A 26225-nucleotide genomic window follows, 5' to 3' on the forward strand; every position below is an offset into this window, starting at 1 on the left:
CCTTTACAGCTTTTGCTTTCTTTTACCACCTGCATTCATTGGTAGTTTTAAATGCGAGCTTCGTCGCATCTGACTATAAATTATCCCTCTACTACCCTATAAATAGATTAGTGATTTAAAACAGGGATAAACAATGAAAACGCTTTTAGCTATGAGCCTTATACTAGGTAGCAGCCACTTGGCCGTTGCCAATACCGATACATTGCAACTTCAAGATATATTCAACTTAGAATATGCCAACCAAATAGATATTACTGACGACGGTAAAACAGTGTACTTTGTCCGCAACCGCATGGATATTAAAACCGATCGCAAAGTCGGTAATATTTGGTCTGTTGATTACAGCACAGGACAATTACAGCCCTTAACATCTGGTGTATTTATGGACTACTCGCCGGTGTTGTCACCCGATGGACAGCGCCTTGCATTCATCTCTAACAGAGATGGCAGTAATCAAATATACATGAAGTGGCTTAAAACGGGTGCTGTGGCAAAAATTAGTAACCTTACTAATGCACCTCGCTCAATCACTTGGTCACCTAATTCTAAACAACTGGTGTTTAGTATGTTTGTTCCTGAAATAAGCTCACCTCCTGTTAGTTTGCCAGGCAAACCTAAAGGCGCTAGCTGGGCAGAGCCAGCTAAATTTATTGACAATGTTTACTACCGTGCAGATGGCAGTGGCTATAGTCAAAAAGGATTTAATCAGCTATTTACTCTTAATGCGAATGGCGGCAATGCACAACAACTCACTACCGATAACTTTGATTATAATGGCGGTGTAAGCTTTAGTAAAAACGGCGAATCACTTTATTTTTCAGCCAATAGACACGCTGAACATGCACTCAAGCCAACCAATAGTGAAGTGTACCAGCTTAATTTAAACACGTTAGAGATCACCCCACTGACCGACCGTAATGGGCCAGATCAACAACCTCAGATCTCACCTAACGGTCAGTACCTTGCTTATACTGGCTACGATGATAAGCGCACTAACTATGAAAATACTCAGCTTTATATTCGTGATTTAAAAACCGGTGATACCCAAAGTCTTACTCCCGATTTCGATCGCAGCGTTGGCCAAATACAATGGAGCGCAAATTCAAAAGGCCTCTATTTTAGTTATGCAGATGAAGGCCAAACCGCACTCGCTTATCAACCTCGAAGTGGTAAACGTAAGGTGATTACCGAACAAATAGGGAGCGTGGCGTTTGGGCGTCCTTATTCTGGTGGTGATTTTGATATTAGTGAAAATGGTGACATTGCATTTACCTTGGCTGATACCCAGCGCCCTGCTGATGTAGCTACAATAAAACGTGGCAAAGTACAGCGTTTAACTGATTTAAACTCAGATGCACTACAAACTAAACAGCTCGCCAAGGTTGAAGAGCTATGGTTAAAATCAAGCCACGACGAATTACCAATACAAGGCTGGGTTGCTTACCCGCCGGGTTTTGATAAATCAAAAAAATACCCACTGGTGCTTGAAATCCACGGTGGTCCTGTTGCTAACTATGGCCCTCATTTTAGTGCTGAAGTTCAATTATTTGCAGCCAAAGGAAATGTTGTTTTATACATGAATCCGCGAGGCAGTGACTCGTACGGTAAAGAGTTTGCGCAAACTATTCATCATAATTACCCAAGCAATGATTACGATGATTTAATGACAGGCGTTGACGCGCTAATCGACAAAGGTTTTATTGATGAGTCTAAGTTGTTCGTTACCGGTGGTTCTGGCGGCGGTGTATTAACCGCGTGGATTGTAGGCCATACGGATCGCTTTGCTGCAGCTGTGGTTGCAAAACCAGTGATTAATTGGATCAGCTTTGTACTAACTGCCGACTTCTATCCATTTTTTGCCGATTATTGGTTTCCAGGTAAACCATGGGATCATATTGAGCATTATATGAAGCGCTCACCAATCAATTATGTTGGCAATGTTAAAACCCCAACCATGCTACTGACTGGTGAAGCAGACTACCGTACGCCAATTTCAGAAACAGAGCAGTTTTATCAAGCCTTAAAATTACAGGGGGTTGATACCGCGATGGTGCGCATCCCAAACGCTTCACATGGAATTACTTCCCGTCCATCTAACTTAATGACCAAAGTGGCATATATTCAATGGTGGTTTGATAAACATTCGAAATAAAACGTCGAGTTATGAGTGACGAGCTATTGTAAGCTCGCTTCTCGACGCTCGACGCTCGACGCTCGACGCTCACAAGTGTAAACCCCCTTTACAGCAATAATGTGAGTAATCCCTTACATACTTAAACTAAATATCGGACTTAGTTTCAAGCTGAGTTGGTAAAAATTCGGTTTATACTAACTCAGCTCCTTTGAGTTAGTAAAAATTCGGTTTGAGTCACTGTTTATAAGCCCTCAGTTAGTAAAAAAATGTTTTATAAGCTACAACAGTTAGTAAAAAATCGGTTTATTACTTTATAAACCCCGGTTAAAAATCTTTAAATTAAGCGTTTATATAGTCAAATTAAGGGTTAGAAAGGCAAATCTACCCTTAATAATGAAGATAATGGCTGTTTTCAAGCTGGTTAGTTAAAACCTGATCTGCTTTTTGAACTAGCTAGTTAAATCGTGATCTGCTTTTAATAGCTTAGGGTCTGTTGACCTTTGCGGATTAAAATTTGCTCAAACTAGGGGCGGTTTAATCGCGGCGCGAGGTTTGTAACCTAGTGGGCTAAGTAAAAACCGAGCAACAAAGAGTAAATCGCCCCTAGGCAGAACCCTTCGGGCAGCGCCTGTTTGGCATTGATGCTGCGTTATCGCCTATTTATGGGGAAGAACCACACCACATAGGCTCTGCCTTGCCTAACTACCAAACAGACTGCTGCAAATTTAACCTTGAAAGGTCAACAGACCCTAGTTAAACTCTTATCTATATGTGGTAAAAAGCGGTTAATTTATTGTGCTTACACGTGTCAAAGCGTAATCAACATAAAGCCCTCACAGCCAAGCATAAACATCCTTTAAATTTAATTTACACTTTTAACCTGCACTGCATCCCTGAATAACTAGCTAGTAAAATACTGATCTATTAAATTTTGCCTTTATGCAGGCATAAAAAAAGGGCCTTGCGGCCCTTAAGTAACACTATCTAGTTGAATTAGAATTGGTTCATGGTGTTAGCTTCACCACCGGCTTTAAGTGCATTCTCGCCAGAGAAGTACTCTTTGTGCGTATCGCCAATGTTTGAGCCTGCAAGGTCTTGGTGCTTAACTGACGCTTGCTCACGACGGATTTCTTGACGTTGTACGTCACGTACATAAGCCAGCATACCTAAGTCACCGAAGTAACCTTCAGATAGAATATCTGTGCTTAGTGCCGCTGTATGGTACGTTGGCAATGTGATTAGGTGATGGAAAATACCAGCTTCACGTGCGCCATCGCGTTGGAAGTTTTGTACTAATAAGTCTGCAGCTGCAGCAAGCTCTGTTGCATCCATTTCTGGAGCCATAAGCGCTTTGTTGTCATCAATACTTGGGTAAGCGCTTAGATCACGACCTGCTTCTTGCCACTCTTGGTATACTTGCTCACGGAACTTAAGCGTCCAGTTGAACGACGGTGAGTTGTTGTATACTAATTTAGCATCTGGAACTTGTTCTTTAACGCGATTTACCAGCTCTGCAATTTGTTTTACGTGTGGTTTTTCTGTTTCAATCCACAGTAAATCAGCGCCTGACTGTAAGCTAGTTACACAATCTAGTACTACGCGGTCTTTCTCAGTGCCTTCGCGGAACTGGTATAAACCGTTATCTAGGCGTGTAGGCTTACAAAGTTGGCCATTAAGCTTCATTGCCGTTTCGCCTTCATTTAAATCTTCAACGCTGTTTACCGGTGTTGTTTCTAAAAATGCATTGTATTGGCTTGCTAAGTCACCTGGTTTTTGTGAAACCGGTACTTTTTGCGTTAGGCTTGCACCTAGTGAATCGGTACGTGCAACGATAATGCCGTTATCAATACCTAGCTCTAGGAACGCGTAACGTACTGCGTTAATTTTAGCTAAAAAGTCTTCATGAGGAACGGTAACTTTACCTGCTTGGTGACCACATTGCTTAGCATCTGATACTTGGTTTTCGATTTGGATAGCACAAGCACCCGCTTCAATCATCTTTTTAGCAAGTAGGTAAGTCGCTTCTTCGTTACCAAAACCTGCATCAATATCAGCAATGATTGGCACAACGTGCGTTTCAAAGTTATCAATTTTATTAAGCACGGCTTGAACGTCGCCGCCGTTTGCTTTTGCATCGTCTAGCTCATTGAATAAATGGTCAAGTTCACGTGCATCAGCTTGCTTTAAGAAAGTGTAGATTTCTTCGATAAGTGCTGGTACTGATGTTTTTTCGTGCATACTTTGATCTGGAAGTGGGCCAAACTCAGAGCGAAGCGCTGCAACCATCCAGCCACTTAGGTATACGTAGCTGCGTTTAGTTGTTTTTTGGTGACGCTTAATTGCCATCATCATTTGTTGCGCAGTAAAACCATGCCAACAACCTAAAGACTGCGTGTACTGGCTTGTGTCTTTGTCGTATGCCGCCATGTCTTCACGCATAATGTCAGCAGTAAATTGTGCAATATCAACACCAGAGCGAAAACGGTTTTGTAAACGCATGCGAGTTGCGTATTCAGGATTAATAGTTTTCCATGCACTGCCTTGTGATTGGCATAGTGTTGCTAGTGTATCTGTTTCGCCTTGATATGTTGTCATAATAAAGTCCTTCGAACGGGTATTAATATTTATTGTTGAGAGAGTGACTACATCGCGTTAGCTCTGTAGCGCTTAATTAAACATTAGGCTTATTTTTTAGATTTAGTAAATTTATAGTTGTTATTGCGGCTATACATATAGTGAATGGTTAAAAAGCACTCAAAGCGACTTTTTTTGCGATATGGTAAGTGTACGCATATAAAAAATGCACTCTGACGGACCGTTTAAGGATTTTAATTATGAGCCACACTCTCACCCACTCTGGACTCAGCGTTGATAAGCAACTAGCTGAATTTGTTAAAAAACAACTATTACCTGGTACCCATCTAGACGAACACCAGTTTTGGAAAAGCTTTGCTCATATAGTGCAAACACTTACTCCGCTGAACAAGTCGCTACTCGCTAAACGTGAACAATTACAAAAGCAGATTGATGACTACCATGTTGCTAATAAAAACGGTGATCAAGCCCAGTACCAAGCGTTTTTAAAAGACATTGGCTATTTAGTTGATGAACCTGAAGACTTTAATATTGAAACCCAGAATGTAGAGCCAGAAATAGCATTGACTGCAGGGCCACAGTTAGTGGTACCGGTTAGTAATGCCCGTTTTGCTTTAAATGCTGCTAATGCACGTTGGGGTTCACTTTACGATGCACTATACGGCACAGACGTACTCAGTGAAGACGATGGTGCAGAGAAAGGGACTCAATACAATCCAGTGCGCGGCTTTAAAGTAATGGCTTACGCCAGACAGTTTTTAGATAAAGCGCTACCGCTTGAAAATGGCTCGCACATCGAAAGCACTAATTATTCAATTGTGGATGGCGCACTTGCTATTACATTACGCGACAGCTCGCACACTGCGCTTAAAAACCCTGAACAACTCGTTGGCTATCAAGGTGAGGCACAAAACCCAAGTGTTATTTTACTTAAAAACAATGGATTACATGTTGAGCTGCAAATAGATCATCACCACCCTATTGGCCAAGCTGATAAAGCAGGGCTAAAAGATGTGGTACTTGAAGCGGCGCTGACCACTATTATGGACTGTGAAGACTCCGTTGCTGCAGTGGATGCCGAAGATAAAGTGCAAGTGTACAAAAACTGGTTAGGCTTAATGCAAGGTAACTTAGTTGAAACGTTTAGAAAAGGCGACAAAATGGTCGACCGTACGTTACAAGCCGATCGCCAATACACAGGTCTTGATGGCCAAAAACTGACCCTAAAAGGGCGCAGTATGATGTTTGTGCGTAACGTTGGGCATTTAATGACAAACCCTGCCATTACCGATGTAAGTGGTAATGATGTGTTTGAAGGCATCATGGATGCCATGTTCACCGCAACAGCCGCACTGCACGATTTAAACACTAAAAATGCCATTCAAAACTCAACTGCACAAAGTATTAATATTGTAAAACCAAAAATGCATGGCCCTGATGAAGTGGCATTTGCTAACACTTTATTTGGTATGGTTGAAGAGGCACTAAGCTTGCCGAAAAACACCCTTAAAATGGGCATTATGGACGAGGAGCGTCGTACTTCTGCTAACCTAAAAGCCTGTATTCATGCAGCTAAAGAGCGCGTTGTATTTATTAACACCGGCTTTTTAGACCGCACCGGTGATGAAATACACACCTCTATGCAAGCGGGTGTGGTACTGCCTAAAGCGGCTATTAAAGCACAGCCTTGGATCAGCGCTTATGAAGATCGTAACGTCGATATTGGCCTAGCCTGTGGCTTAAGCCACAAAGCACAAATTGGTAAAGGTATGTGGGCAATGCCCGATAAAATGGCGATGATGATGGAGCAAAAAGTTGCCCACCCTCAGTCAGGTGCAAATACGGCTTGGGTGCCCTCTCCTACTGCCGCTACATTACACGCAATGCACTATCATGATGTTGATGTATTTAGCCTGCAGCAAAGCATTGCCACGCGCCAAATAGCAAGCCTAGAAAGCTTGCTAACACCACCGCTAATGACAACCCCAGAAACACTATCAAAAGAAGATATTCAAAGTGAGCTTGAGAACAACGCGCAAGGCATTTTAGGTTACGTAGTACGCTGGATTGACCAAGGAATAGGCTGTTCTAAAGTGCCTGACATTAACCATATTGGCTTAATGGAAGATAGAGCGACCTTACGTATTTCAAGTCAGCATATCGCCAACTGGCTGCATCACGGCGTGTGCAGTAAAGAGCAAGTGCAAAATGTAATGGCAAAAATGGCTAAGGTTGTTGATGGCCAAAATGAGCATGATAGCCTTTACAGCCCTATGGCTACTAATGAGCAAACACTGGCTAAAAGTGTTGCTTATCAAGCCGCTATGGCACTAGTATTTGAAGGCGTTAGCCAACCTAGCGGTTATACTGAGCCGCTACTGCACAGCTACCGCTTAAAATATAAAGCACAGCACTAACTTAAAACTTAACCTAAAAACAAAAAAATCAGCTTTACTAAGCTGATTTTTTATAACTCTAGTGAATAATCACTATTCAAATCACTACGAATTAATTTTTAATGGTCGCGTTGTGATAAACATTTTGTACGTCATCGCAATCTTCAAGCATATTGATAAATTTATCAAAGTTGGCAATCACTTCTTCATCAGTAATTTCAACATGCACTTGTGGTACAAAGGTAATCTCATCAATTTCAAAGTTAATGCCTTCAAATGCTTCTTCTAATGCCGTTTTAGCTTTAAAGTACTCAGTATGCGGTGCAAACACCGACACCTTGCCATCTTCGGCTTCTACATCAGTAACATCAACATCAGCCATCATCAGGGCTTCTAACACCACTTCATCGTCGTCGCCTGCAAACCCTAAAACAGCGAGGTGATCAAACATATGAGCAACACAACCAGGTGTGCCTATTTTTGAATCTGTTTTAGTAAACGGTAAGCGCACATCTTTAATTGTACGATTAGGGTTGTCAGTTAAACAGTCAACAATCACCATACAATTACCCGGGCCGTAACCTTCGTAACGAGCGGTTGAGTAATCTTCCCCTGCCCCACCGGCTGCTTTTTCAATTGCTTTTTCGATTACGTGCGCGGGAACTTGGTCTTTTTTGGCTTTTTCAATTAAGCGTCGCAATGTTTGATTTACATCCGGGTCGGGTTCACCACTTTTGGCTGCAACGTAAATTTCTTTACCATACTTCGAATTTACTTTAGTTTTTGCGTTGGCTGTTTTAGCCATCGAACTTTTGCGGACTTCAAATGCTCTGCCCATCTTGTGCCTCTATTGAATACGTTCTGTTTTCGATATTTTACCAATTCAAAGCGTATTGGGCTAGTGGTTCAACATGCTATGCTAAGTAAAAGCAGCTGGGTATTAATTTAAATAATACCCGTTATGCTATTAGCGAAATGAAATACAGTGCAATTTAACATAATTAGGGTCTGTTAACCTTTGCGGATTGCTATTTGTTCAAACTAGGGGCTATTTAATCGCGGCGCAAGGTTTGTAACCTAGTGGACTAAGTCAAAACCGAGCAACAAAGAGTAAATCGCCCCTAGGCAGAACCCGAAGGGCAGCGCCTGTTTGGCATTGCTGCTGCGTTATCGCCTATTTATGGGGAGTAACCACACCACATAGGCTCTGCCTTGCCTAAATACCAAACAGACTGCTGCAAATACAACCTTGAAAGGTCAACAGACCCCAATCTTTTCAGCGTAACTTTCAACTAACGACACTAACTCATCAAACGCATGAATCACAAAGTCGGCTTGTTCGGCATACGCGGGGGTCACATCAGGTGCATACAAACAGGCTCGCATTTTTGCATTATGGGCCGCTTGTATATCATATAAATAATCACCAACGTAAATAACATTATCAACGGGCATTGACCAATGGCTTGCAATAGTTAATAAAGCACTTGGATCGGGTTTAGCCGGTGCGTCTGTTCGGGTGAGTACCATTTCAATTGGCAACGGATTGTGTTGCAACTTTAGTGTGGCCGCTTTATCAAAATTACGGGTCACAATAGCCATGGGGATATTTTTAGCTTGCAGAGCGTTGACAGCTGCAACAACGCCGGGTAAAAACGTCGCCGTTTGCGCGTCGAGTAGCTCATGCTGATGAACTATATTCATTGCTTCTTCACGCATGTAGGGCGAGGGCAATTGCTCTATATATTCAAGTAGGTCTAGCTCTGCAGGACAACCTACTTGGGCTTTTATTAATGAAAAGTTTAATTCTGATGATACTAAGGTTCCGTCTAAATCAAAAATAACACCTTTGATTGCCTCAATTTGCGTTTTCATTTCATTCCTTGCGCTAAATAATTAGCTCATTTTGCTGGGTTTGCTTTACATAAAAGAGTATATCAATAAACGTATTGGAAAGAGCTCAGTCCATTGCACTCCCAGTATAGCTCATTTGATAACACAATAGCTTGGGTTTGAATAATATCTGTTGTAATGGTTTTACGATGAAGTAAATTAACTCGATCAGCTAATCTTTGGTAAAAAAGTGCGCACCTTATAAAAGATGCGCGGTGGGTTAGTTAGTTTCAAATCGCGCTTCAAGCCATGTATCGTCTTGGCTAAAGTTTAACGTTTTAACTTGTCCTCGCCCTTCAACATTTACCATATTGACTTGCGCAGGCCATAAATCGCGAAGTGCGCCATTACTCATTCTAACGCCTTCAATCTCATCGGGGATCGTTGCTTCTTGGTATACCCAAAAGAACTTACCATCCACTTGTGCACCCACATAATTAAGCGTAAGTGGCTCACCCACTAAGGTTTGCAAAGCAACATGAGACTCAACATATTTAGCAAAGCGTTTTTGGTCACGCTTGTTATTTATGATATCCACTTTGCCTTTAAATAAGTTGCCAACAGCATGCTCTGTGTCATGTAAGTAAAAACGATGCATCAATTCAATATTGTGCGTGCGCTGATTAAATAACACCGTGGTAACGGATGATTTTAATTGATGCGCCATACTCGGCGCAGCAATTAAAAAACAAGCAATAATAAGCAAAAAGCGCATTATTATTGGTCCTCGCCGTTATTTTTTTCGTCTTTTGGCTCGTCTTTTTTCAGCTCAGTTTTAATATCTTGCATGATATCACGGCTTACTTTTGCCTTACTCTTTTCACGTTTGTACACTTCAATACGTGAAGGAATAATACGACGTGGGTAGTGATTATTTTCTACATTCACATCCGCTGTTTCCCAACCTGGATCAACCGTTACTGAGGTGAGCGGTTTGTTTTTGTCGGTAATAATCAGCTTTTGTACATTTTTGTGGTTACGACGCCAAATTTCTGCGGGAATGTAACGCTCTTCTTTAGTACCATCTTCATAAGTTAGCTCTAAAAGAATCGGCATCACTAGACCGCCCAAGTTTGAAAACTCCATAACATAGTAGTTTTTGTCTTCTTCTAGCGCGCGATCGAGTGTTTTACGCTCCCACGGTTTTAAGCCTTTTAAAAACTTGTTGTACGCATTACGTTCTTTATTGGTAACCGTAAAGCGATCGTTTTCGTCATAAAAATCGGTTACATCTGGATTTTTCTCAACCCAGGTTTTTTTACCTTCAGCACGATTACGCTCAACAAATAATGAGCTTGGCTTATTCGCTTCAATGTCACGTAAACGTTTAAAGTCGATATCAGGGTTTTTGGTGTCTAACCGTAATTGATATACTTTATCAAGCGAGATATCAACATGGTCTGTGGTGTAAAACCAACCACGCCAGAACCAATCTAAATCAACGCCTGACGCTTCTTCCATAGTACGGAAAAAATCAGCTGGAGTAGGGCGCTTATATTTCCAGCGCTGTGCATACTCTTTAAACGCAAAATCAAATAATTCACGACCTAAAATAACTTCACGTAAAATATTTAATGCTGCAGCTGGTTTAGTGTAGGCATTAGGGCCTAAACGAAGCACACTGTCTGATTGCGTCATAATAGGCACTTGAGTTTCAGACTTCATGTACGCCACAATATCACGTGGCTCAACACCCCAAGGAATGGTTGGATCCCATTCACGCCCAGCAACACCATCTAAAAAGCTATTTAAACCTTCATCCATCCAGGTCCATTGGCGCTCATCTGAGTTTACAATCATAGGGAAATAAATATGCCCCACTTCGTGGATAACAACCCCGATTAAAAAGCGCTTTTCTGCTTGAGAATAAGTACGCGTGCCATCGTCTTGTAAATCTGTACGTGGACCATTAAAAGTGATCATTGGGTATTCCATACCCCCTACAGGACCATTGACTGACTGTGCAGTTGGGTACGGGTAATCAAATGAGTATTTTGAATATACTTCCATGGTATGTACCACAGATTCAGTTGAATATTTCTTCCATAAATCGCCACCTTCTTTAGGGAAAAACGACATAGCCATAACCAGTGGTTGCTCATTCCCCCCTTGTTGGTAACCTTTAGCATCCCACATAAATTTACGTGACGACGCCCATGCAAAATCACGAACGTTTTCAGCTTTAAAATGCCACGTTTTTGTTTTGTCTGTACCGGCTTTTTCGTTTTCGAGTGCTTCTTCTTCAGTAACTACAAATACCGGGCGCTTTGCTGTTTCAGCTTCTTTTAAACGCATGCGTTGAGTACTGGTTAAAACTGAGCTTGGGTTATCAAGCTTACCGGTTGCCGATACAATATGATCCGCTGGAACTGTAATTTCAACGTTGTAGTCGCCAAATTCCAAGGTGAATTCACCGCTACCTAGAAATGGCTTGTTGGTCCATGCTTCGTAATCAGTATACGCAGCTAAACGAGGGAACCACTGTGCCACTAGGAAAATATCGTTACCGTCTTCTTCAAAGTGCTCATAACCTGCACGTGCACCAACCGCATCTTCTTCAACCAAGTTAAACGCGAAGTCCATGCTAAACTCAACATCTTTACCCGGTTTAAGTGGCGTGTTTAAGTCTATACGCATTAAAGTATCAACAACCGTTACGCGAAGCGCTTTACCATCTTCATCTTTAACATTGCTAATGGTGTAACCCAGCTCATTGTCGTTCATAAACTGCTGACGACGTAAATCACCTAAGCTTAATTTAGCAGGCTTGGCATCCGGTTCGTTTTGTAGGGTACTTTTAAAAGTTTGCGTGGTTTCTGCAATCGAGTCATTTTTAAAAATGTTTTGATCAAGCTGTAGCCATAAATATTTAAGCGTATGCGGTGAGTTATTTTTATATTCAATTGTTTGACTCCCCGTTAAACGACGCTTTTGCTCATCAAGCTTTACATCAATATCGTAATCAACGCGTTGTTGCCAGTAATTTTCTGCCGGTGCACCTGCGGCACTTCGGTAAACATTAGGGGTAGGCAAAGCTTCATCTAGTTGACGAAACTTATCAACATAGCTGCCTTTAGTTTGTTCAACAGATGAGGCCATCACAGAGCTCGCCATTGCCAAAGGCAATACAAACGCACTCAATGTAAATAAACTTTTCTTCATTGTTAATCCTGATCGATTTTAGTGACGCTACTGTGACAAATTTACAGCTAAGCTTCAATAAAATAGCGATAAAACCCTGCTTTTATAGGGTGATATTCCCCATCTTTATGTAAATACTATTTATAGTGTTTCATACCATAAAAAAGAACGGACATTTCGTCAGAAATTTAATAAAAAACAAAAGCAATTAATACGCTAAACAAAACTGTAAAGGGGGTTTACATATCACTAAAAGTAGAGATAAAACGAAAAAACACAGCTATTTTCATTAAAAATACTAAATAACACAGTTTTAGGTTGATCTTTACTATGGTTTGTAATTAGAATCGCCCACTTTTTTAATTTGAGGGTACTTTTTTAGTGTTTCTCTCAAATATTTTTTGTTCTAACTAGTCGTATTAAGTGTGGTGAGTTTATGGATTTTTATGTCCTAAAAAAGCAGCAAAAACTAATTGCAATACCAGCAGACGTGCAAAATTGTAAGCAGTATATTAACTCAGGCTACCTGTATATTGATAAAGTGGCTGCTTGTAATGAAACTAATGCACTGGAAGTATTACATGCTAAAAAAGCGAAAGCATTAAAGTGGCCTTTAACAATCGCCCTTGCTGCTTTACCCGTTATTTTTATTGCTTGGTATATTTTAACCTAAAGCGATACTTGCATCTTTAATTGCCTTGGGTATATTGGCGCTCTTATGGTTTTTTAAGAGCGCAAAATGAAAGTTCTTCACACTTCAGACTGGCACTTAGGTCAGCAATTTTATGAACATGATCGCCGTCATGAACACCATGCTTTTTTCTCTTGGTTATTAACCACCCTCGTTAGCCAACAAATCGACTTATTACTGGTCGCTGGCGATATTTATCACACTGCCACCCCCAGCGCTAGTGCAGAAAACCAACTCTATCAATTTATAAAGAATGCCAAAGCACAGTGCCCACAATTACACGTGGTCATAATTGCCGGCAATCATGACTCCGCTAATCGTATTTTGGCCGCACAGCCCTTATTAGCTCAGTTTGATACCCATGTTGTAGGCCGCTTTGATCCCGCCAACCCCAATGACGTGGTAATAACAATTAATAACAACGACAAACACGCTGTGGTACTCGCTATGCCATTTTTACGCACCAGCGACGTAAGTGCACTAAGCCAGAGTGAAGAGGGCCCTAGTTACCCACAAGGCGTTGCTAAAGCTTATCAACTGGCACTTGAACATGCGTTAAGGCTTAACGCTGAAAATACGCCTTTAATTGTGATGGGTCACTTGCATGCCAAGGGTGGAAATATTTCTGGTGACTCTGAGCGTAACTTAGTTATTGGCGGTGAAGAAGCCATTTCAGCGTCAGTATTTGGTAAGCATGCCAATTACGTAGCGCTAGGGCATTTACACAAAGCGCAGTTAGTGGCTAAAAATGAGCACATTCGCTACAGCGGTACACCTATTCCAATGTCGTTTTCAGAAAGGAAATATACCCATCAAGTCAATGTGGTTGAGTTTAACGTACAAAAAGACCAACCGCTAAGCACCACTGTAAACCCCCTTTACATTCCTAGGCTCGCTGAAGTAATTGTATTACCCGAGGGGGAGTGCGTCCCTTTAGGCAAGCTATGCGAGCAAATAAAAGCACTCGATACACAACAATACGAAATAGCGCCATACTTACGAGTAAAGCTAAAATCCAGTGATATCGATACCACTTTTCGTGAACAAATTGAACAAGCACTAAAAGACAAGCAGGTTAACTTTTGTGGTATAGAGCGAGTACGCGATCAGCAAGTGAATAATTCCTCAGAAACGGTATTTGAGGATTTAAGCTTTGTAGAAATGCTCAACCCAATTAATTTGCTAGAACAAGCCTTTAATAACGACAAAGATATGGCCGGAGAAACCGTACCCAGTGAATTAAAAGCACTATTAACCGACGTTATTGATGAACTTGAACAGGAGCAGCTACTATGAAAATAACCGCCGTACGTATTCATAACTTAGCCTCCATTGCTGATGCCGAAATCGACTTTTTAGCATCACCACTCAAAGACGCAGGTTTATTTGCTATTACAGGTGACACTGGCGCAGGTAAAAGCACCGTACTTGATGCCATTTGTTTAGCTCTTTATACGAAAACTGCCCGTTTAAAAGGCGATAAAGGCAACCTAATTGATTTTAACGGCGATAACATAAAGCTTAACGATGCCCGTAATTTATTGCGCCGTGGAAAATGGGAAGGCTATGCGGAAGTAGACTTTAGCGGCCAAGATCAACAACTTTATAGAGCACGCTACAGCATTCAACGAACGCATAAAAAAGTAACCGGCAAACTAAAAGTAGCCGAGCATACTTTGCATAGCTTACCTGATGAAACCTTAATCGCCGACAAAAGCACCACCATAAAAGCCATTGAAAATAAAATAGGCCTCACTTTTGAGCAGTTCTCCCGTGCAGTGCTACTAGCACAACACGAGTTTGCCGCATTTTTAAAAGCCACTGGCGATGAACGCGCACAACTTTTAGAGTGCCTTACAGGCACCGATAAATTTAGTCGAATAGGCCAGCGTATATTTGAGCGTAATAAAGCAGTAAAAGATAAATTTGAATTACTAACAGCCAGCTTAGCCAGTTACACGTTATTGTCTGATGAAGAACTCAGTGAGAAAAAACACACTCTTGATGAACTTAAAAAACAAACTGAACACACAAAAACAACGTTGGCCAACACAGAGCAAGGTGTTAACTGGTACAAGCAAGCACACAGTTTAGAGCAAGCATTAACAGCCGCTCAACAAAACGAGCAACAAGCAAGTGATGCACTTGATGCGGTTAAAGTGCAAACTGAGCAAGCCAAACAAGCACAAAGTGCGCTTGAAATTAAAGATAATCGCCAGCGTTTTAAAAGCTTAACGGTGCAAAACAGCCAGTTAAATTCACAAATTAAAGAATTAAACGCGCTAGATCATGCCGCGCTTATTAACGAGCAAGCAAGTAAGGTTAAAAAACAACAAAGCGAACTAGCAACAGCAAAACAACAACAACAAACGGCTGAGCCACTGATTACAAAGGCACGTGAACTCGACAGTCAATTAGCTATTTTTACGCAAAGCATTACAAGCCTGACACAACAAAAAACTAAAGAGCAGCAGCAATTAAGCGAGTTACAACAGCAGTTACAACAAAATAATCTCAGTGTGGAGCAGGCAACAACACAAAGCGCCCACCATAAGAAATGGTTACAAGAGAACAATCAACTTAAGTCATTGGCCACTGATTGGAACTATTTTAATCACAGCTTTAAGCAGTTTTTTAATACTACAACGCAATTAAAAACACTCGAGCAACAAAAGCAAGCAACTACTTTGCAGCTAAGCACACTCGCTACCAAGCTTAATGAGCAAAATAAACAGCTTGAACATGCAGAGCAAGTGCTAAGCACTGAAAAACAAAACCTAAATAAACTCACCCAACAGCAAGAGCAATTTAGTATTGAGCAGTGCGATAATCAGCTTAAAAACATCGATTATTTAAAAGAGCAGCGAGCGCGTTATAAGCAATTTAATCAAGAGCTAAAGCACACTGCACAGCAACAAAGCAATGTGGCAGAAAAGCTAACTCAGAGTGAGCAAACTAACACTACATTGCTCGCGCAATTAAGCAGTAAAGAGCAAGCACTGAAACACGCCGAACAATCGCTTAATCAAGCACGCTTGCGCGCGAGTGAACATGTTGAACACTTACGCGCACAACTCCTGCCTAATGAGGCATGTGCGGTTTGTGGAGCCACTGAGCATCCTTTTGCAAACAATCAAAGCCAACCTTTTAATAACTTAATAACCGACTTTGAAAATACTTATACTGGCGCTAAACAACAGCACTTAGATGCACAAACCCAGCTACATCAACATCAAACACAGCATGCGGTTTTAGTCGCAGAGCATAAGCAGCATAGCCAAGCGATTGCTGATGCCCAAGCCAAAATGTTAGACATTAAAAATACCATGCAAGCGGCTAAAACAGATCTTAATGACTTGAACGTTGAGCAACTTGATGACACCCATAAACAATTAAGCGTGCAAAAAACGCAGTACTTTGCTGCGCAAAAACAAAAAGATCTGTTACAAGAAGCGGTTAACCAACTGCAAAACACGGTTAAAAAAGAACAGACTGCGCAGCAACAATTAAATACCCAGCATGTTGAACTGAATAATCAGCTCACCATGCTTAATAATAAGCACCAGGAATTGCACAGCCAACGCGAAGCACTTATAAGTGAGCTGAATTCTCACTTTGAAAACAGTCAATTTTGGCAAGCATTACAAACCGGCGCGTTAACGCTAAGCGAGTTAGGTGAGCAAGTAGAGCAGTATCAACATCAGCAACTACAACTTGAACACACTCAAAAGCAATTAGACAGCGCCAATTTACAGCTGCAGCAGCTAACCCCGCTTATGACCAAAGCTGAGCAGCAAGTTAGCACGCTCAACGACGATTTAACTCAGGCACAGCAGCAACACAATAATACTCAGCAACAGCGCTTAGCGTTATTTGATAACCAAACGATCAGCGCTGATGACTATCAGGCTCAGCTGAATAGGCAAGTAGAGCAGTGTCAGGGTGAATTAAATCAGAGTCAACGGGCACACGATAGCGCCATAAAACAGCGCGATGAGCAGGCTATTACACTTAAAAACCTTGAGCAGCGCTTCGCCGATAACAGCCAGGAGCTAACCACACTTGAAATACGCTATAATGCTTGGTTTGAAGAATTTAGCGCGCTGTATGCTGATATAAGCCATCAGCAAATCGAGGTGCTACTGGCCATAAGTAATGACGATATTAAAGAGCAGCTAAAGCATAGCGAGCAGTTATCTCAAGCATTAGTTGATGCCCGAGCCGCGCTAAAACAACAGCAACAAGCCAATGATCAGCATCAGCAAAATAATAAGCCAGCACACAACGAAGCACAGTTAATTGAGCAACAAGCTGAATTAACTGCGCAGCAAACACAATTACAAAATACCTTACTTACGATTAATACCGCCATCGAGCAGCACAACCAAAATGCAAAAGCCCTTGAGGGCAAGCAGGCTGAGCTAAGCAAACTTAAACAACAAGTAGAACAATGGCATTTACTTAATAAAGTGCTCGGTGATGCAACCGGCAAAACAATGCGTAATTTAGCGCAAACACAAACACTAAAAATATTGCTACATTATGCTAATAGCCATTTAAAAACGCTGAATAAGCGTTACGAACTCACAGCAATAGCTGACTCACTTGATATAGCGATTATTGACCGCGATATGGCCGATGAACAACGTTCTGTAAACACACTCTCTGGGGGAGAATCGTTTTTAGTATCGTTGGCACTTGCATTAGGGCTGGCCTCTCTATCCTCAAACAAAGTGCAAATTAACTCGTTATTTGTTGACGAAGGCTTTGGTACACTAGATAGTGAAACACTTAGTATTGCAATGGACGCGCTAGATTCACTGCAAGCGCAAGGTAGAAAGGTCGGTGTGATTTCACATGTAAGTGAAATGAGCGAACGCGTTGCAACGCAAATTCATGTCGCTAAAAAACCGGGTGGATACTCCACCATAAACGTAATTTAAGGAAATAGTATGCCCACTTTTACAGGCGAAGAAGCACAAGAGTATGATAACCGTATTACCCGTTTAGTCCCTGGTTACGAGCTATTACATCAACTAACCAACGCACAGCTAAGCGCTACGTTAACTGATAACGCCCATATTTTAGTGGTAGGCGCGGGCACAGGTAAAGAAATCGCAGCGCTGGCGAATATTAATTCTACATGGCAGTTTACCGCTCAAGATACCTCGGCCGACATGTTAGCCATTGCTAAGCAACGCTTTATAGAGCAAGGTATTGATGCACGTATCAGCATTGAGTGCCAACCAGTAGATAAATTAAAAGTTAAAGCCGACGTGGTATTATGTTTATTGGTGATGCATTTTGTTGAAGATAACGGCGATAAGAAGCAGTTATTAAAGGGGATTAAAAATAATCTTAAAAAATCTGCACCAGTATTTATTGCTGATTTAATGCGCCCAGAAACCCCGTTTGAACGAGAGGCACAACTTAATACATGCAAAGAGCTTGGCCTTAGTGAAGCAGGAAAAACGCAAATGGCACATAACTTAGAGCGTGAGTTTTACCCGCTTGATCGCATGCGCTTTAGTGAGTTACTCAACGAGTGTGGCTTTGGCATTCCAAAACTATACTTTAAAGCACTTGGGTTTAGTGGGTACGTGGTATAAATTTTTTGAAAAAAAAAGCTAATATCGCATTGATATTAGCTTCATCGCTTAACGTTAGTTTAGCGTGGTGAGTGCGCTTTAAAGCCCACTCCCTTTAAATTAGATGCAAACGATGTTTTCAGCTTGCGGGCCTTTTTGACCTTGAGTTACGCTGAACTGTACTTTTTGGCCTTCAGCTAAAGTTTTGAAACCGTCGCCTGAGATTGCGCTGAAATGTGCGAAAACGTCTGGGCCAGACTCTTGCTCGATAAAACCAAAACCTTTAGCTTCGTTGAAAAATTTTACAGTACCAGTAGTTGTATTAGACATAATAATATCCTAAAAAAATAAATAAAAAATTGCCCTAAAATAGGCGTTTAACAGGAAGAAAACAAACATTTAACTTGAGGATATCGCGAAGGATTATTACTAATAACAACGTGGTACTTACAAATAAACTGGGCTTTCTATCAACCCGATGGCGAGCAGAATAACAGTAATACACTTTATAACAAGCTTTATTTACACTTTATTTTTATAAATAACTGCAAAGCCACTCGCCACAGGCTTTGCAGCGTCATCGTCGCGATTTTTAATTCGGTAATCATTTAAAAATGCAAATTACGCGCTCTTACAATATCTTTCATCACAATGGTTGAGGTTAAACGTTGTACACCTGGTAAGGCTGATAGCTTGTCATCATAAAGTTGCTGAAACGCAGCTAAATCTTTAGTAACGACGTGTAATAAGTAATCTGGGGTACCAAATAAACGTTGCGCATTGGTGATCTGAGGAATAGCATCCACCGCTTGCTCTAATTTGCTTAACGACGCTTTATCACCCTCTTTGATAGTAATAAATACGAGTGCAGAAAAGTTTAAACCCACTTTCTCCGGTGAAATCTCGGTGCGGTAACCGACAATTGCTTTGCTTTTCTCAAGCTCTTTAACACGGCGGTGACAGGGCGACACGCTTAGCCCAACACGATCAGCCAATTCAGAGAGGGTGAGCCTGCCATCAACTTGTAGCTGCGCAAGAATTTTCCTATCTATGGTATCCATAGCTAATTATTTCCTAAAATGAATGCTTATATCGGTAAAATACAGTAACTTTTACTCATCAGAAAGAAATAAAATAGCTACTCACTTATTTTGGGTTATAGCGCATGGATATTAATATTATTTTTTCTTTTTGGCTGGTGTCAATTTTGTTTGTACTCACCCCTGGAGCTGATTGGGCTTATACAATTAGCGCAGGAATAGCGGGCGACAAAATTGTTCCTGCAGTATCGGGGTTAATACTTGGGCATTTAGTGGCCAGTTTAATAGTGGTGGTAGGGTTAGGTGCGCTATTAGCGTCGCATGCCATCTTTATAAAGCTGTTAACCTTGTTTGGCGCTTTATACATCATTTGGATTGCCGTATCACTGTACCGATTTCCTCCTATGCCTACAGCTTATGTCAGTGGCCAACAACACACCTCAGATACGCATCTAAAGTGGATGAGAAAGGGCTTTATTATTAGTGGCTTAAACCCTAAAGTGATGCTGTTATTTTTAGCCTTATTACCGCAGTTTGTATTGCCAACTTTATCGTTTTCTATCACTGAACAATTGCTGGTACTGAGTGTAATTCATTTAGTAGGCTGTGCGTTAGTGTATTGGTTAATAGGAATAAGCGCCAAAAAAATCCTCAGTAACAACCCCGCATTGTCGCTCAAATTTGGACGAGCCTCGGCATGTGTGCTGTTTATTATAGGCTCGCTAATGCTAGTTGATAGCGCACAAAAACTAACTCACATTGTGTAAAGCAAAAGAGAGCGTGGCTTATCTTATCTGAGCCACTAACTCACTCAAACGGGCAATTTTAATATTACTTAACTGCCTATAATCAAAATAGGGGCACACAATAATATTCTGGCTTTTATCTATAGCAAACTCATCATCAAGCCAATCAAGTTGGGCGTTTAACTTACCTTGTTGTATCAAGTTTTTAGCGTGAGTTCTTCCCGCAATAATGTGCAACTGGTTTTTATGCTCAGTGAGCACCGGCGCACTAAAGAGTAATGCAGTCCCGCTATGCTGCTGTAACAACAGCTCATCTCGATATGCTTGCCAGCTCACTGCTTGTTTGGCAAATGAGTAATACTCGCTTGGCAGCGCAAATAACACTTTGGCGTACACATTAAAGACTTTTCGCCAGCCATTGCCACAGTGCTGATTTATACTGTTTATTTGCCCACTAACCACAGGCTCTAACTGCTCTAGTATTTCAAAGTAGGGCATAGGGGGCGCTTTTGCGACATACACAGCAACTCTAAATGAGTCATCACCTAACCCTATGAACTGGCTGCTCACCTTAACTACTCTTATTTTGCGCTAAAATACGGTCAAGGTTATTAGCAAAGTTTTGTCTGTCACTTTGGCTTAACGGAGGCGGCCCGCCACTCATTTCTACGCCGCTTGAGCGCATAGTATCCATAAAGTCGCGTACATTTAGTAAGGAGCGAATGTTTTCAGTGGTGTAAAGCTCACCTCGCGGATTAAGCGCTTGGCCGCCGTTATCAATCACTTCACTTGCCAGCGGAATATCCCCAGTGATCACCAAATCGCCTTTTTCAATGCGTTTTACTATTTCATCATCAGCCACATCAAAGCCCGATGACACTTGCAGTCGGCTAATAAATTTTGATGGTGGAATGCGCATGGCATGATTTGCAACCAGTATTGTTTCTGTTTGCGTACGCTCTGCAGCTCTAAATAAAATTTCTTTTATTACCACCGGACAAGCGTCAGCATCAACCCAAATTTTCATGCTAAGTTCTTTAAATTGCTTTAGTATTAAAGCGATCCTATAGCAATTTCTAAAGAAAAGGAAACAACATGAAACTCGCTTTTAAAGCTGCATTATTTATTACCATCGTGTTTTTACTCAGTGCCTGTACCAGCGCTCCTGAAGGAATAACCCCAGTTAAAAACTTTGATTTAGAAAAATATCAAGGCAAGTGGTATGAAATAGCTCGATTAGACCATTCATTTGAACAAGGAATGGAACAAGTAACAGCCACCTACTCAATTAACAATGATGGAACGGTAAAGGTATTAAACAAAGGGTTTATTAGTGAAGAGCAGCTGTGGGACCAAGCTGAAGGCATAGCTAAATTTGTTGAAAATACCGATACAGGGCATTTTAAAGTATCTTTTTTTGGCCCATTTTATGGCGCCTATATTATTTTTGAACTTGACCAGCCTGATTATCAGTATGCCTTTATAACAAGCTATAGCAAAGATTACTTGTGGTTTTTATCACGCACACCAACAGTAAGCAAAGAGCTTAAGCAGCACTTTTTAAGCCAAGTAAAAGCGCTTGGTTTTGCAACTGATGAGATTATTTGGGTAAATCAAAAACCGCTGTAAAGGGGGTTTACACGCCCCTAGGTTGTAATAAAACGTTCACCTTATTGTAAGGTAAACTAAATAAAGTAGGACTATATTAGCCTCACTTGCAAAGAGACAGGCAGGTGAAGACATAATGACAATCCCCCTTTATTATTGGCAAGCCTTATGGCTTGCCATTTTTTTAGCTCAATTTTAGCTATTGTTTGAGATCAGGTTTTTACTAACTAAAGCCCATTTAAACCAAAAAATAACGTACTCATGGCCAAAATCACTAATATAAGTAAATTAAAAAGCTTAGTTAACCTCACCAAAAAACTATAAAAAATCATTACAATTAAGGCACTTAACGTCATATAGCCACAAAACTGTAAACCGCCATAACCCTGTAACTGGTTCACACAAAGTAGCAAGCTTAGTAAAATACTGATCCAAGCAACACTCAATAAAATTAAACGCTGCTGTTGAGTAGGGCGCTTATTAAAAACATCCTTAAAATGATTATATTTAGCTAGCGCAAAGCAGTTAAAAGCAATTAAACATAAACTAAATGGCAGCAAGGTAATCATATTTTTTGCTCCTGAGTACTTATGTGTAGACGCTTTTTAGTTTGCAGCCCAGTACGTAATTTTTCGGTTTGTAACAAAAACAGTAAACCGAACAGTAAAAACAAACTATCAAACATGAATAAAGCCCACTGATCGTTACGTAAATACTGAATTATATTACCTTCAGTGGTGAGCGCATTAACCACTGGCACACTAAAACAGGCAATACTGTTTATAGCCGCCATAACACACCATTGCAGCTTGTCACGCTTTACAAAGGCAATGATGAACACACATAGCCAAGTTAAAAAGAAAGCGAGTATTTCTTTATCCGCGCGCTCAGCAACCTGTTTACTGAGTAAACGATTAGCCAAAAAGAAAGCCGATGTAGCCAAGGGCAGTCCCATCAATGTTCCTAGATTTAACCCTTCAACTAGCTTTAGCCCCCAAGATGGCTGAGTATTTTTTTTCATTCTTTCGCGTAAGCGCTTAGCCCACATTATGCAGCCTGTCGCTATCATAATGCAGCCAGCAATGCCGCCTAAAAAATATAAACCGCGCAGTAATGGCTCTGCAAAACGCCCAGTGTGCATTGAATTTAAAGACTCATACAGCGCTTTACTGCCGGTGAGTTCATCATCAGTTTGTGCGATGAGTTCACCCGTTACGCCATTGAATATAAGGCGCGGAGTTTGATCACGCAGCGCCTTACCAGGGCTTACCAATACCATAATCGTGGCAGCCGCTTTGTTAGGGTTACTGATCATTACACGGTTTATATCGGCGTTTGGCCACTTAGTATAAACCTGATCCAAAATAGTCTTCATAGGCACAAGTTCAGCTTCGCCCTTTGCTTTATTATTAATGGGGTTACTAGGAGAAAAGTCTTTAAAAAAGCCAGTCATACCTTCTTCATAAACAGTATTAACAGGGTGGGGAAACAGCATAAATATCAGAGTAATAATCCCGGTGTAGGTAATCATTAAATGAAACGGTAAGGCAAATACCGAACTTAAATTATGCACATCTAACCAGCTACGGCTGCCTTTATTAGCTCTAAAAACAAACATATCTTTAAAAATACGTTTGTGAATCACTATCCCTGATATCAGCGCAATAAGCATAAACAAGCTAGCAAAACAGACTATCCAACGTGCTGTTTTTACATCAATATAATGTAAGTCAAAATGCAAACGATAAAAGAAATTACCCCCTCGAGTATCTACAAAAGGCGGTAAAGGTTGCATGGTATTTGGGTCTAAACGACTATTATTAAACGATGCCCTGCGCTGTCCAGGCTCTTTTGGCTTTGCAAAACCATACGTTAAATAAGGTATACGCTCTTCAGGAAGGGTTATCCGCCAATTAGGCGCATTAGGGGCTTGAGCATTTAAATACTCAACGCCAGTTATTATTTGTTGCTTTTGCGCGCCAATACGGTCTGTCTGCTGCTCAATATTATGAATACTTGGCTGATTCCATAAGCTCACTTCATCTCTAAAAAAGCTAATAGTGCCTGCAAAAAATATTAAATACAGTAACCAACACACGAGTAAACCTACCCACGTATGTAACCAGGTCATTGAGCGAAAAAAACTCCCTTTCATAACCATCCCTTCATTAACGACAATGTAAAAAATTGCACTGCAATACTTAGTAAAATACTGATCCAAACTGTTTTTAACGACTGAAGATAAAAACTATAAATAAACACCAGTGCATAAATTAAAATACTCGCAGAGACACTTAAAAGAACCGCGTCAACTTTAGAGACCGGCACCACAACACTTAACAGCGACACACTGACGGCAGTAAAAAAATACCCGCCCACAATGGCGATAAAAAAACGCGATAAAACCGCTAATTCATAGTTAAAGCGCTGTATAAAAAAGCTTAACTTAGATAAAACAGGTGGTGGAGAGTCTAAAAGACGGTTGTAGGCCTGCATAAACTGCAAATTCCTTTTAAACATAGCTAAAAAAGATGGCCGTATTATATCGCCAACAAATACAAAAGATAGTAATTCTTATTTGTATTTAGATAAAATGGATATTTAATTTAGTTAGTTAAATACTGATCTGATGTAAGGCAGCTAAAAAAACAATAATAACCGCTGCAAAACGGCTATATAGCTACACTTTAAGCTTATTATTAACTATTAGCATGTGGTTCTTTTAGACTCGCTATCGTTTTTAACTTTATAAACCAAAAACTTAACAAGCTGATTTATAATAAGTTTATTTATAAATAATGTAAGGATCACGATTTTACTAACTATGTTTAAAAATTACTAAAATAAACCGATTTTTTACTAACTCAGCAGAATATGAATTTAAAAAAGGCTAATAAACAAACAAAAGTAAGCTAACTAAAAGTAAATACCTCGTCATTTACTAGTTGAGTTGATAAATGGCTGATCCGTATTAAATGATAACAAGCGAAAAACAGCCAACTTAACCCCAGCGGCAAACAAAACGTAGCTTAAACGTTAGTAAAATTATGGTTTATTTTTGAGCTAAAGAGTTATGTAGTAACTATGCCGTAAAGGGGGTTTACAGCATTAAAACTGAGGCCATTGTTTAAACTTAAAATACATGAGACTAGGAAAGTAAGTATAAAAAAGGTCGCCAATGCCACCTCTCTAAACAATAACTTTTACAACATTGAAAACAGCTTTTTAAGTTGTGGCATGTATTCGCTCACAAGTGCTAGGTTATTTTCACTGACTACAGGCTCTGCCGATTGTGCAGCAGTTGATGCATTGCCAAACGCTCCCATTAATGAACTAACACCTTTGTCTTTGCTACTTTGCATACTTTGTAAGCCACCCATTAATTTATTGGCGGTTTCTTTATGTTCATCTGATAAACCTGATTTCAAGTTTTCAATGTATGCCATTGAAACTTCAGACCCTACAGCAATTAATTGTTCCGGCGTAAAACCATATTGACCGGTTACATTGGCAAAGCTTTTATATAAGTCTTGCTGTTTGATCATGCTAAGTGCGCTGTTGGCTAACGAGCTTTGTTCAGTAACCGTTTGATCTGCCGATGCACCCAGCATACTTGCTAAATCTAAGCCTTTTAACGACGCTTGATTGCTGGCCCAACTTGTAACAGCAGGTAATGCTTTCATGTAGCTTTGTAATTGACCTTCGTTAATGTCTTGTGCAAGGCTTGAGAAACTCATAGCTAATAAGCCAATTGATAACAGTAATTTTTTCATTAAGCATTTCCAAATAGTAAAGTAACGTTAATTAAAAACTAATTAACGGCTATTGCCAATACAAAGCGTAAATTTATAAATTATTATTAACTCAGTTGTGTGTTTAAGTTGATTCACCACAAGTCAATGTACTGATGTTATAATACATTTTTTGCAAAAAGAGCGGGGCACTATGTTAACTATTTCGAACAGCGTAACCATTGATGAATGGGAAGTAGAGCTAAGCGCTATTCGTTCGCAAGGCGCTGGCGGACAAAATGTTAATAAGGTAGCCAGTGCTATACACTTACGCTTTGATATTAACCGCTCTAAATTGCCCGAGTTTTATAAAGAGCGGCTGCTTGCTTTAAACGACTCAAGAATAACTAAAGAAGGAGTGCTGGTCATTAAAGCCCAGAGCCATCGCACTCAAGAGCTCAATAGGGAAGATGCGCTAAAACGGCTAAAAGATCTAATTTTAAGCGCCACTAAGGTTAATAAGGCACGTCGAGCCACCAAACCTAGCCGTAACTCACAGCGTAAGCGTATGGATAAAAAAACCAAACACGGCCAAACCAAAGCTCTCCGCGGTAATATTAAGCTATAACTTAAGTAACTCTGGTTAAGCATATAAAAAGGGC

22 protein-coding genes are annotated in these 26225 nt (G+C 40.6%); 9 read left to right on the forward strand and 13 right to left on the reverse strand.

The window, feature by feature from the left end:
- The first annotated feature begins 133 nt into the window (after window positions 1-133).
- Entirely contained in the window at window positions 134-2152 is a 2019-nt protein-coding gene (locus P20311_RS06050) for a S9 family peptidase (RefSeq protein ID WP_008110758.1), read from the forward strand.
- A 975-nt stretch (window positions 2153-3127) separates the two neighbouring features.
- Here P20311_RS06050 and P20311_RS06055 read toward each other — a convergent pair.
- Window positions 3128-4729, reverse strand: coding sequence for an isocitrate lyase (locus P20311_RS06055; protein WP_008110760.1), 1602 nt, complete (start codon window positions 4727-4729; stop codon window positions 3128-3130).
- Between the two features lie 239 nt (window positions 4730-4968).
- Between P20311_RS06055 and P20311_RS06060 the strand changes: the two genes are divergently transcribed.
- Window positions 4969-7146, forward strand: coding sequence for a malate synthase G (locus P20311_RS06060; RefSeq protein ID WP_008110761.1), 2178 nt, complete (start codon window positions 4969-4971; stop codon window positions 7144-7146).
- Between the two features lie 91 nt (window positions 7147-7237).
- On the opposite strand, the gene P20311_RS06065 is transcribed toward P20311_RS06060, so the two are convergent.
- The 4 genes from P20311_RS06065 to P20311_RS06080 all read right to left on the reverse strand — a co-directional run bounded on the left by P20311_RS06065 (window position 7238) and on the right by P20311_RS06080 (window position 12180).
- Entirely contained in the window at window positions 7238-7963 is a 726-nt protein-coding gene (locus tag P20311_RS06065) for a YebC/PmpR family DNA-binding transcriptional regulator (RefSeq protein WP_008110762.1), read from the reverse strand.
- A gap of 419 nt (window positions 7964-8382) precedes the next feature.
- The gene (locus tag P20311_RS06070) at window positions 8383-9000 is read right to left on the reverse strand and encodes an HAD family hydrolase (protein ID WP_008110763.1); all 618 of its coding nucleotides are present in this window, start codon (window positions 8998-9000) and stop codon (window positions 8383-8385) included.
- Between the two features lie 238 nt (window positions 9001-9238).
- Window positions 9239-9733 carry a DUF6702 family protein gene (locus P20311_RS06075; protein ID WP_008110764.1) on the reverse strand — a complete coding sequence of 165 codons (495 nt, stop codon included), beginning with the start codon at window positions 9731-9733 and terminating at the stop codon, window positions 9239-9241.
- 2 nt (window positions 9734-9735) lie between these two features.
- Entirely contained in the window at window positions 9736-12180 is a 2445-nt protein-coding gene (locus P20311_RS06080) for a M1 family metallopeptidase (protein WP_008110765.1), read from the reverse strand.
- Between the two features lie 415 nt (window positions 12181-12595).
- Here P20311_RS06080 and P20311_RS06085 point away from each other — a divergent pair, with 415 nt between their 5' ends.
- The 4 genes from P20311_RS06085 to P20311_RS06100 all read left to right on the forward strand — a co-directional run bounded on the left by P20311_RS06085 (window position 12596) and on the right by P20311_RS06100 (window position 18459).
- Window positions 12596-12832 (forward strand): hypothetical protein, encoded by a 237-nt coding sequence (locus tag P20311_RS06085; RefSeq protein WP_008110766.1) that lies wholly within the window; start codon window positions 12596-12598, stop codon window positions 12830-12832.
- A 66-nt stretch (window positions 12833-12898) separates the two neighbouring features.
- Complete coding sequence (locus P20311_RS06090) at window positions 12899-14146, forward strand: exonuclease subunit SbcD (RefSeq protein WP_008110768.1); 1248 nt, start codon at window positions 12899-12901, stop codon at window positions 14144-14146.
- The gene (locus tag P20311_RS06095) at window positions 14143-17793 is read left to right on the forward strand and encodes an SbcC/MukB-like Walker B domain-containing protein (protein ID WP_008110770.1); all 3651 of its coding nucleotides are present in this window, start codon (window positions 14143-14145) and stop codon (window positions 17791-17793) included. Before P20311_RS06090 ends, P20311_RS06095 begins: the two co-directional genes overlap by 4 nt.
- A 9-nt stretch (window positions 17794-17802) precedes the next feature.
- Complete coding sequence (locus P20311_RS06100; protein WP_008110771.1) at window positions 17803-18459, forward strand: class I SAM-dependent methyltransferase; 657 nt, start codon at window positions 17803-17805, stop codon at window positions 18457-18459.
- A gap of 99 nt (window positions 18460-18558) precedes the next feature.
- Here the strand turns inward: P20311_RS06100 and P20311_RS06105 are convergent, their stop codons facing one another.
- Together P20311_RS06105 and P20311_RS06110 are read right to left on the reverse strand one after the other, a co-directional pair.
- Window positions 18559-18768: a cold-shock protein gene (locus tag P20311_RS06105; protein WP_008110773.1), complete on the reverse strand. Its 210-nt coding sequence runs from the start codon at window positions 18766-18768 to the stop codon at window positions 18559-18561.
- Window positions 18769-19046: 278 nt separating this feature from the next.
- Window positions 19047-19499, reverse strand: a complete 453-nt coding sequence (locus P20311_RS06110) for an Lrp/AsnC family transcriptional regulator (protein ID WP_008110775.1) — start codon at window positions 19497-19499, stop codon at window positions 19047-19049.
- 104 nt (window positions 19500-19603) lie between these two features.
- Here P20311_RS06110 and P20311_RS06115 point away from each other — a divergent pair, with 104 nt between their 5' ends.
- The gene (locus P20311_RS06115; protein WP_008110776.1) at window positions 19604-20245 is read left to right on the forward strand and encodes a LysE family translocator; all 642 of its coding nucleotides are present in this window, start codon (window positions 19604-19606) and stop codon (window positions 20243-20245) included.
- 18 nt (window positions 20246-20263) lie between these two features.
- On the opposite strand, the gene P20311_RS06120 is transcribed toward P20311_RS06115, so the two are convergent.
- On the reverse strand, window positions 20264-20794 hold the full coding sequence (locus P20311_RS06120; RefSeq protein WP_008110778.1) for a hypothetical protein: 531 nt from the start codon (window positions 20792-20794) through the stop codon (window positions 20264-20266).
- Window position 20795: 1 nt separating this feature from the next.
- Complete coding sequence (locus P20311_RS06125; protein WP_008110780.1) at window positions 20796-21251, reverse strand: YaiI/YqxD family protein; 456 nt, start codon at window positions 21249-21251, stop codon at window positions 20796-20798.
- Window positions 21252-21319: 68 nt separating this feature from the next.
- Between P20311_RS06125 and P20311_RS06130 the strand changes: the two genes are divergently transcribed.
- Complete coding sequence (locus tag P20311_RS06130) at window positions 21320-21853, forward strand: lipocalin family protein (protein WP_008110781.1); 534 nt, start codon at window positions 21320-21322, stop codon at window positions 21851-21853.
- A gap of 206 nt (window positions 21854-22059) precedes the next feature.
- On the opposite strand, the gene P20311_RS06135 is transcribed toward P20311_RS06130, so the two are convergent.
- The 4 genes from P20311_RS06135 to P20311_RS06150 form a co-directional block, all read right to left on the reverse strand.
- A complete protein-coding gene (locus P20311_RS06135) occupies window positions 22060-22401 on the reverse strand; it encodes a DUF3325 family protein (protein WP_008110782.1) in 342 nt (113 codons plus the stop codon).
- Entirely contained in the window at window positions 22398-23987 is a 1590-nt protein-coding gene (locus tag P20311_RS06140; protein ID WP_008110783.1) for a PepSY domain-containing protein, read from the reverse strand. Before P20311_RS06140 ends, P20311_RS06135 begins: the two co-directional genes overlap by 4 nt.
- The gene (locus P20311_RS06145) at window positions 23984-24328 is read right to left on the reverse strand and encodes a hypothetical protein (protein WP_008110784.1); all 345 of its coding nucleotides are present in this window, start codon (window positions 24326-24328) and stop codon (window positions 23984-23986) included. The genes P20311_RS06140 and P20311_RS06145 overlap by 4 nt, the downstream gene beginning before the upstream one ends.
- 707 nt (window positions 24329-25035) lie before the next feature.
- Window positions 25036-25605, reverse strand: coding sequence for a hypothetical protein (locus P20311_RS06150; RefSeq protein ID WP_008110785.1), 570 nt, complete (start codon window positions 25603-25605; stop codon window positions 25036-25038).
- Between the two features lie 172 nt (window positions 25606-25777).
- Here P20311_RS06150 and arfB point away from each other — a divergent pair, with 172 nt between their 5' ends.
- Window positions 25778-26191 carry an alternative ribosome rescue aminoacyl-tRNA hydrolase ArfB gene (gene arfB, locus P20311_RS06155; RefSeq protein WP_008110786.1) on the forward strand — a complete coding sequence of 138 codons (414 nt, stop codon included), beginning with the start codon at window positions 25778-25780 and terminating at the stop codon, window positions 26189-26191.
- Window positions 26192-26225: the final 34 nt, after the last annotated feature.

This window comes from Pseudoalteromonas sp. BSi20311 (assembly GCF_000239875.1).
Lineage (GTDB): Bacteria > Pseudomonadota > Gammaproteobacteria > Enterobacterales > Alteromonadaceae > Pseudoalteromonas.

What these genes read in the sequence shown, in the direction of transcription:
- arfB (WP_008110786.1), top strand. Translation starts at nt 25,778, where the DNA reads ATGTTAACTATTTCGAACAGCGTAACCATTGATGAATGGGAAGTAGAG.
- P20311_RS06070 (WP_008110763.1), bottom strand. Translation starts at nt 9,000, where the DNA reads ATGAAAACGCAAATTGAGGCAATCAAAGGTGTTATTTTTGATTTAGAC.
- P20311_RS06075 (WP_008110764.1), bottom strand. Translation starts at nt 9,733, where the DNA reads ATGCGCTTTTTGCTTATTATTGCTTGTTTTTTAATTGCTGCGCCGAGT.
- P20311_RS06130 (WP_008110781.1), top strand. Translation starts at nt 21,320, where the DNA reads ATGAAACTCGCTTTTAAAGCTGCATTATTTATTACCATCGTGTTTTTA.
- P20311_RS06115 (WP_008110776.1), top strand. Translation starts at nt 19,604, where the DNA reads ATGGATATTAATATTATTTTTTCTTTTTGGCTGGTGTCAATTTTGTTT.
- P20311_RS06080 (WP_008110765.1), bottom strand. Translation starts at nt 12,180, where the DNA reads ATGAAGAAAAGTTTATTTACATTGAGTGCGTTTGTATTGCCTTTGGCA.
- P20311_RS06090 (WP_008110768.1), top strand. Translation starts at nt 12,899, where the DNA reads ATGAAAGTTCTTCACACTTCAGACTGGCACTTAGGTCAGCAATTTTAT.
- P20311_RS06055 (WP_008110760.1), bottom strand. Translation starts at nt 4,729, where the DNA reads ATGACAACATATCAAGGCGAAACAGATACACTAGCAACACTATGCCAA.
- P20311_RS06110 (WP_008110775.1), bottom strand. Translation starts at nt 19,499, where the DNA reads ATGGATACCATAGATAGGAAAATTCTTGCGCAGCTACAAGTTGATGGC.
- P20311_RS06100 (WP_008110771.1), top strand. Translation starts at nt 17,803, where the DNA reads ATGCCCACTTTTACAGGCGAAGAAGCACAAGAGTATGATAACCGTATT.
- P20311_RS06065 (WP_008110762.1), bottom strand. Translation starts at nt 7,963, where the DNA reads ATGGGCAGAGCATTTGAAGTCCGCAAAAGTTCGATGGCTAAAACAGCC.
- P20311_RS06125 (WP_008110780.1), bottom strand. Translation starts at nt 21,251, where the DNA reads ATGAAAATTTGGGTTGATGCTGACGCTTGTCCGGTGGTAATAAAAGAA.
- P20311_RS06135 (WP_008110782.1), bottom strand. Translation starts at nt 22,401, where the DNA reads ATGATTACCTTGCTGCCATTTAGTTTATGTTTAATTGCTTTTAACTGC.
- P20311_RS06060 (WP_008110761.1), top strand. Translation starts at nt 4,969, where the DNA reads ATGAGCCACACTCTCACCCACTCTGGACTCAGCGTTGATAAGCAACTA.
- P20311_RS06105 (WP_008110773.1), bottom strand. Translation starts at nt 18,768, where the DNA reads ATGTCTAATACAACTACTGGTACTGTAAAATTTTTCAACGAAGCTAAA.
- P20311_RS06095 (WP_008110770.1), top strand. Translation starts at nt 14,143, where the DNA reads ATGAAAATAACCGCCGTACGTATTCATAACTTAGCCTCCATTGCTGAT.
- P20311_RS06085 (WP_008110766.1), top strand. Translation starts at nt 12,596, where the DNA reads ATGGATTTTTATGTCCTAAAAAAGCAGCAAAAACTAATTGCAATACCA.
- P20311_RS06145 (WP_008110784.1), bottom strand. Translation starts at nt 24,328, where the DNA reads ATGCAGGCCTACAACCGTCTTTTAGACTCTCCACCACCTGTTTTATCT.
- P20311_RS06150 (WP_008110785.1), bottom strand. Translation starts at nt 25,605, where the DNA reads ATGAAAAAATTACTGTTATCAATTGGCTTATTAGCTATGAGTTTCTCA.
- P20311_RS06050 (WP_008110758.1), top strand. Translation starts at nt 134, where the DNA reads ATGAAAACGCTTTTAGCTATGAGCCTTATACTAGGTAGCAGCCACTTG.
- P20311_RS06140 (WP_008110783.1), bottom strand. Translation starts at nt 23,987, where the DNA reads ATGAAAGGGAGTTTTTTTCGCTCAATGACCTGGTTACATACGTGGGTA.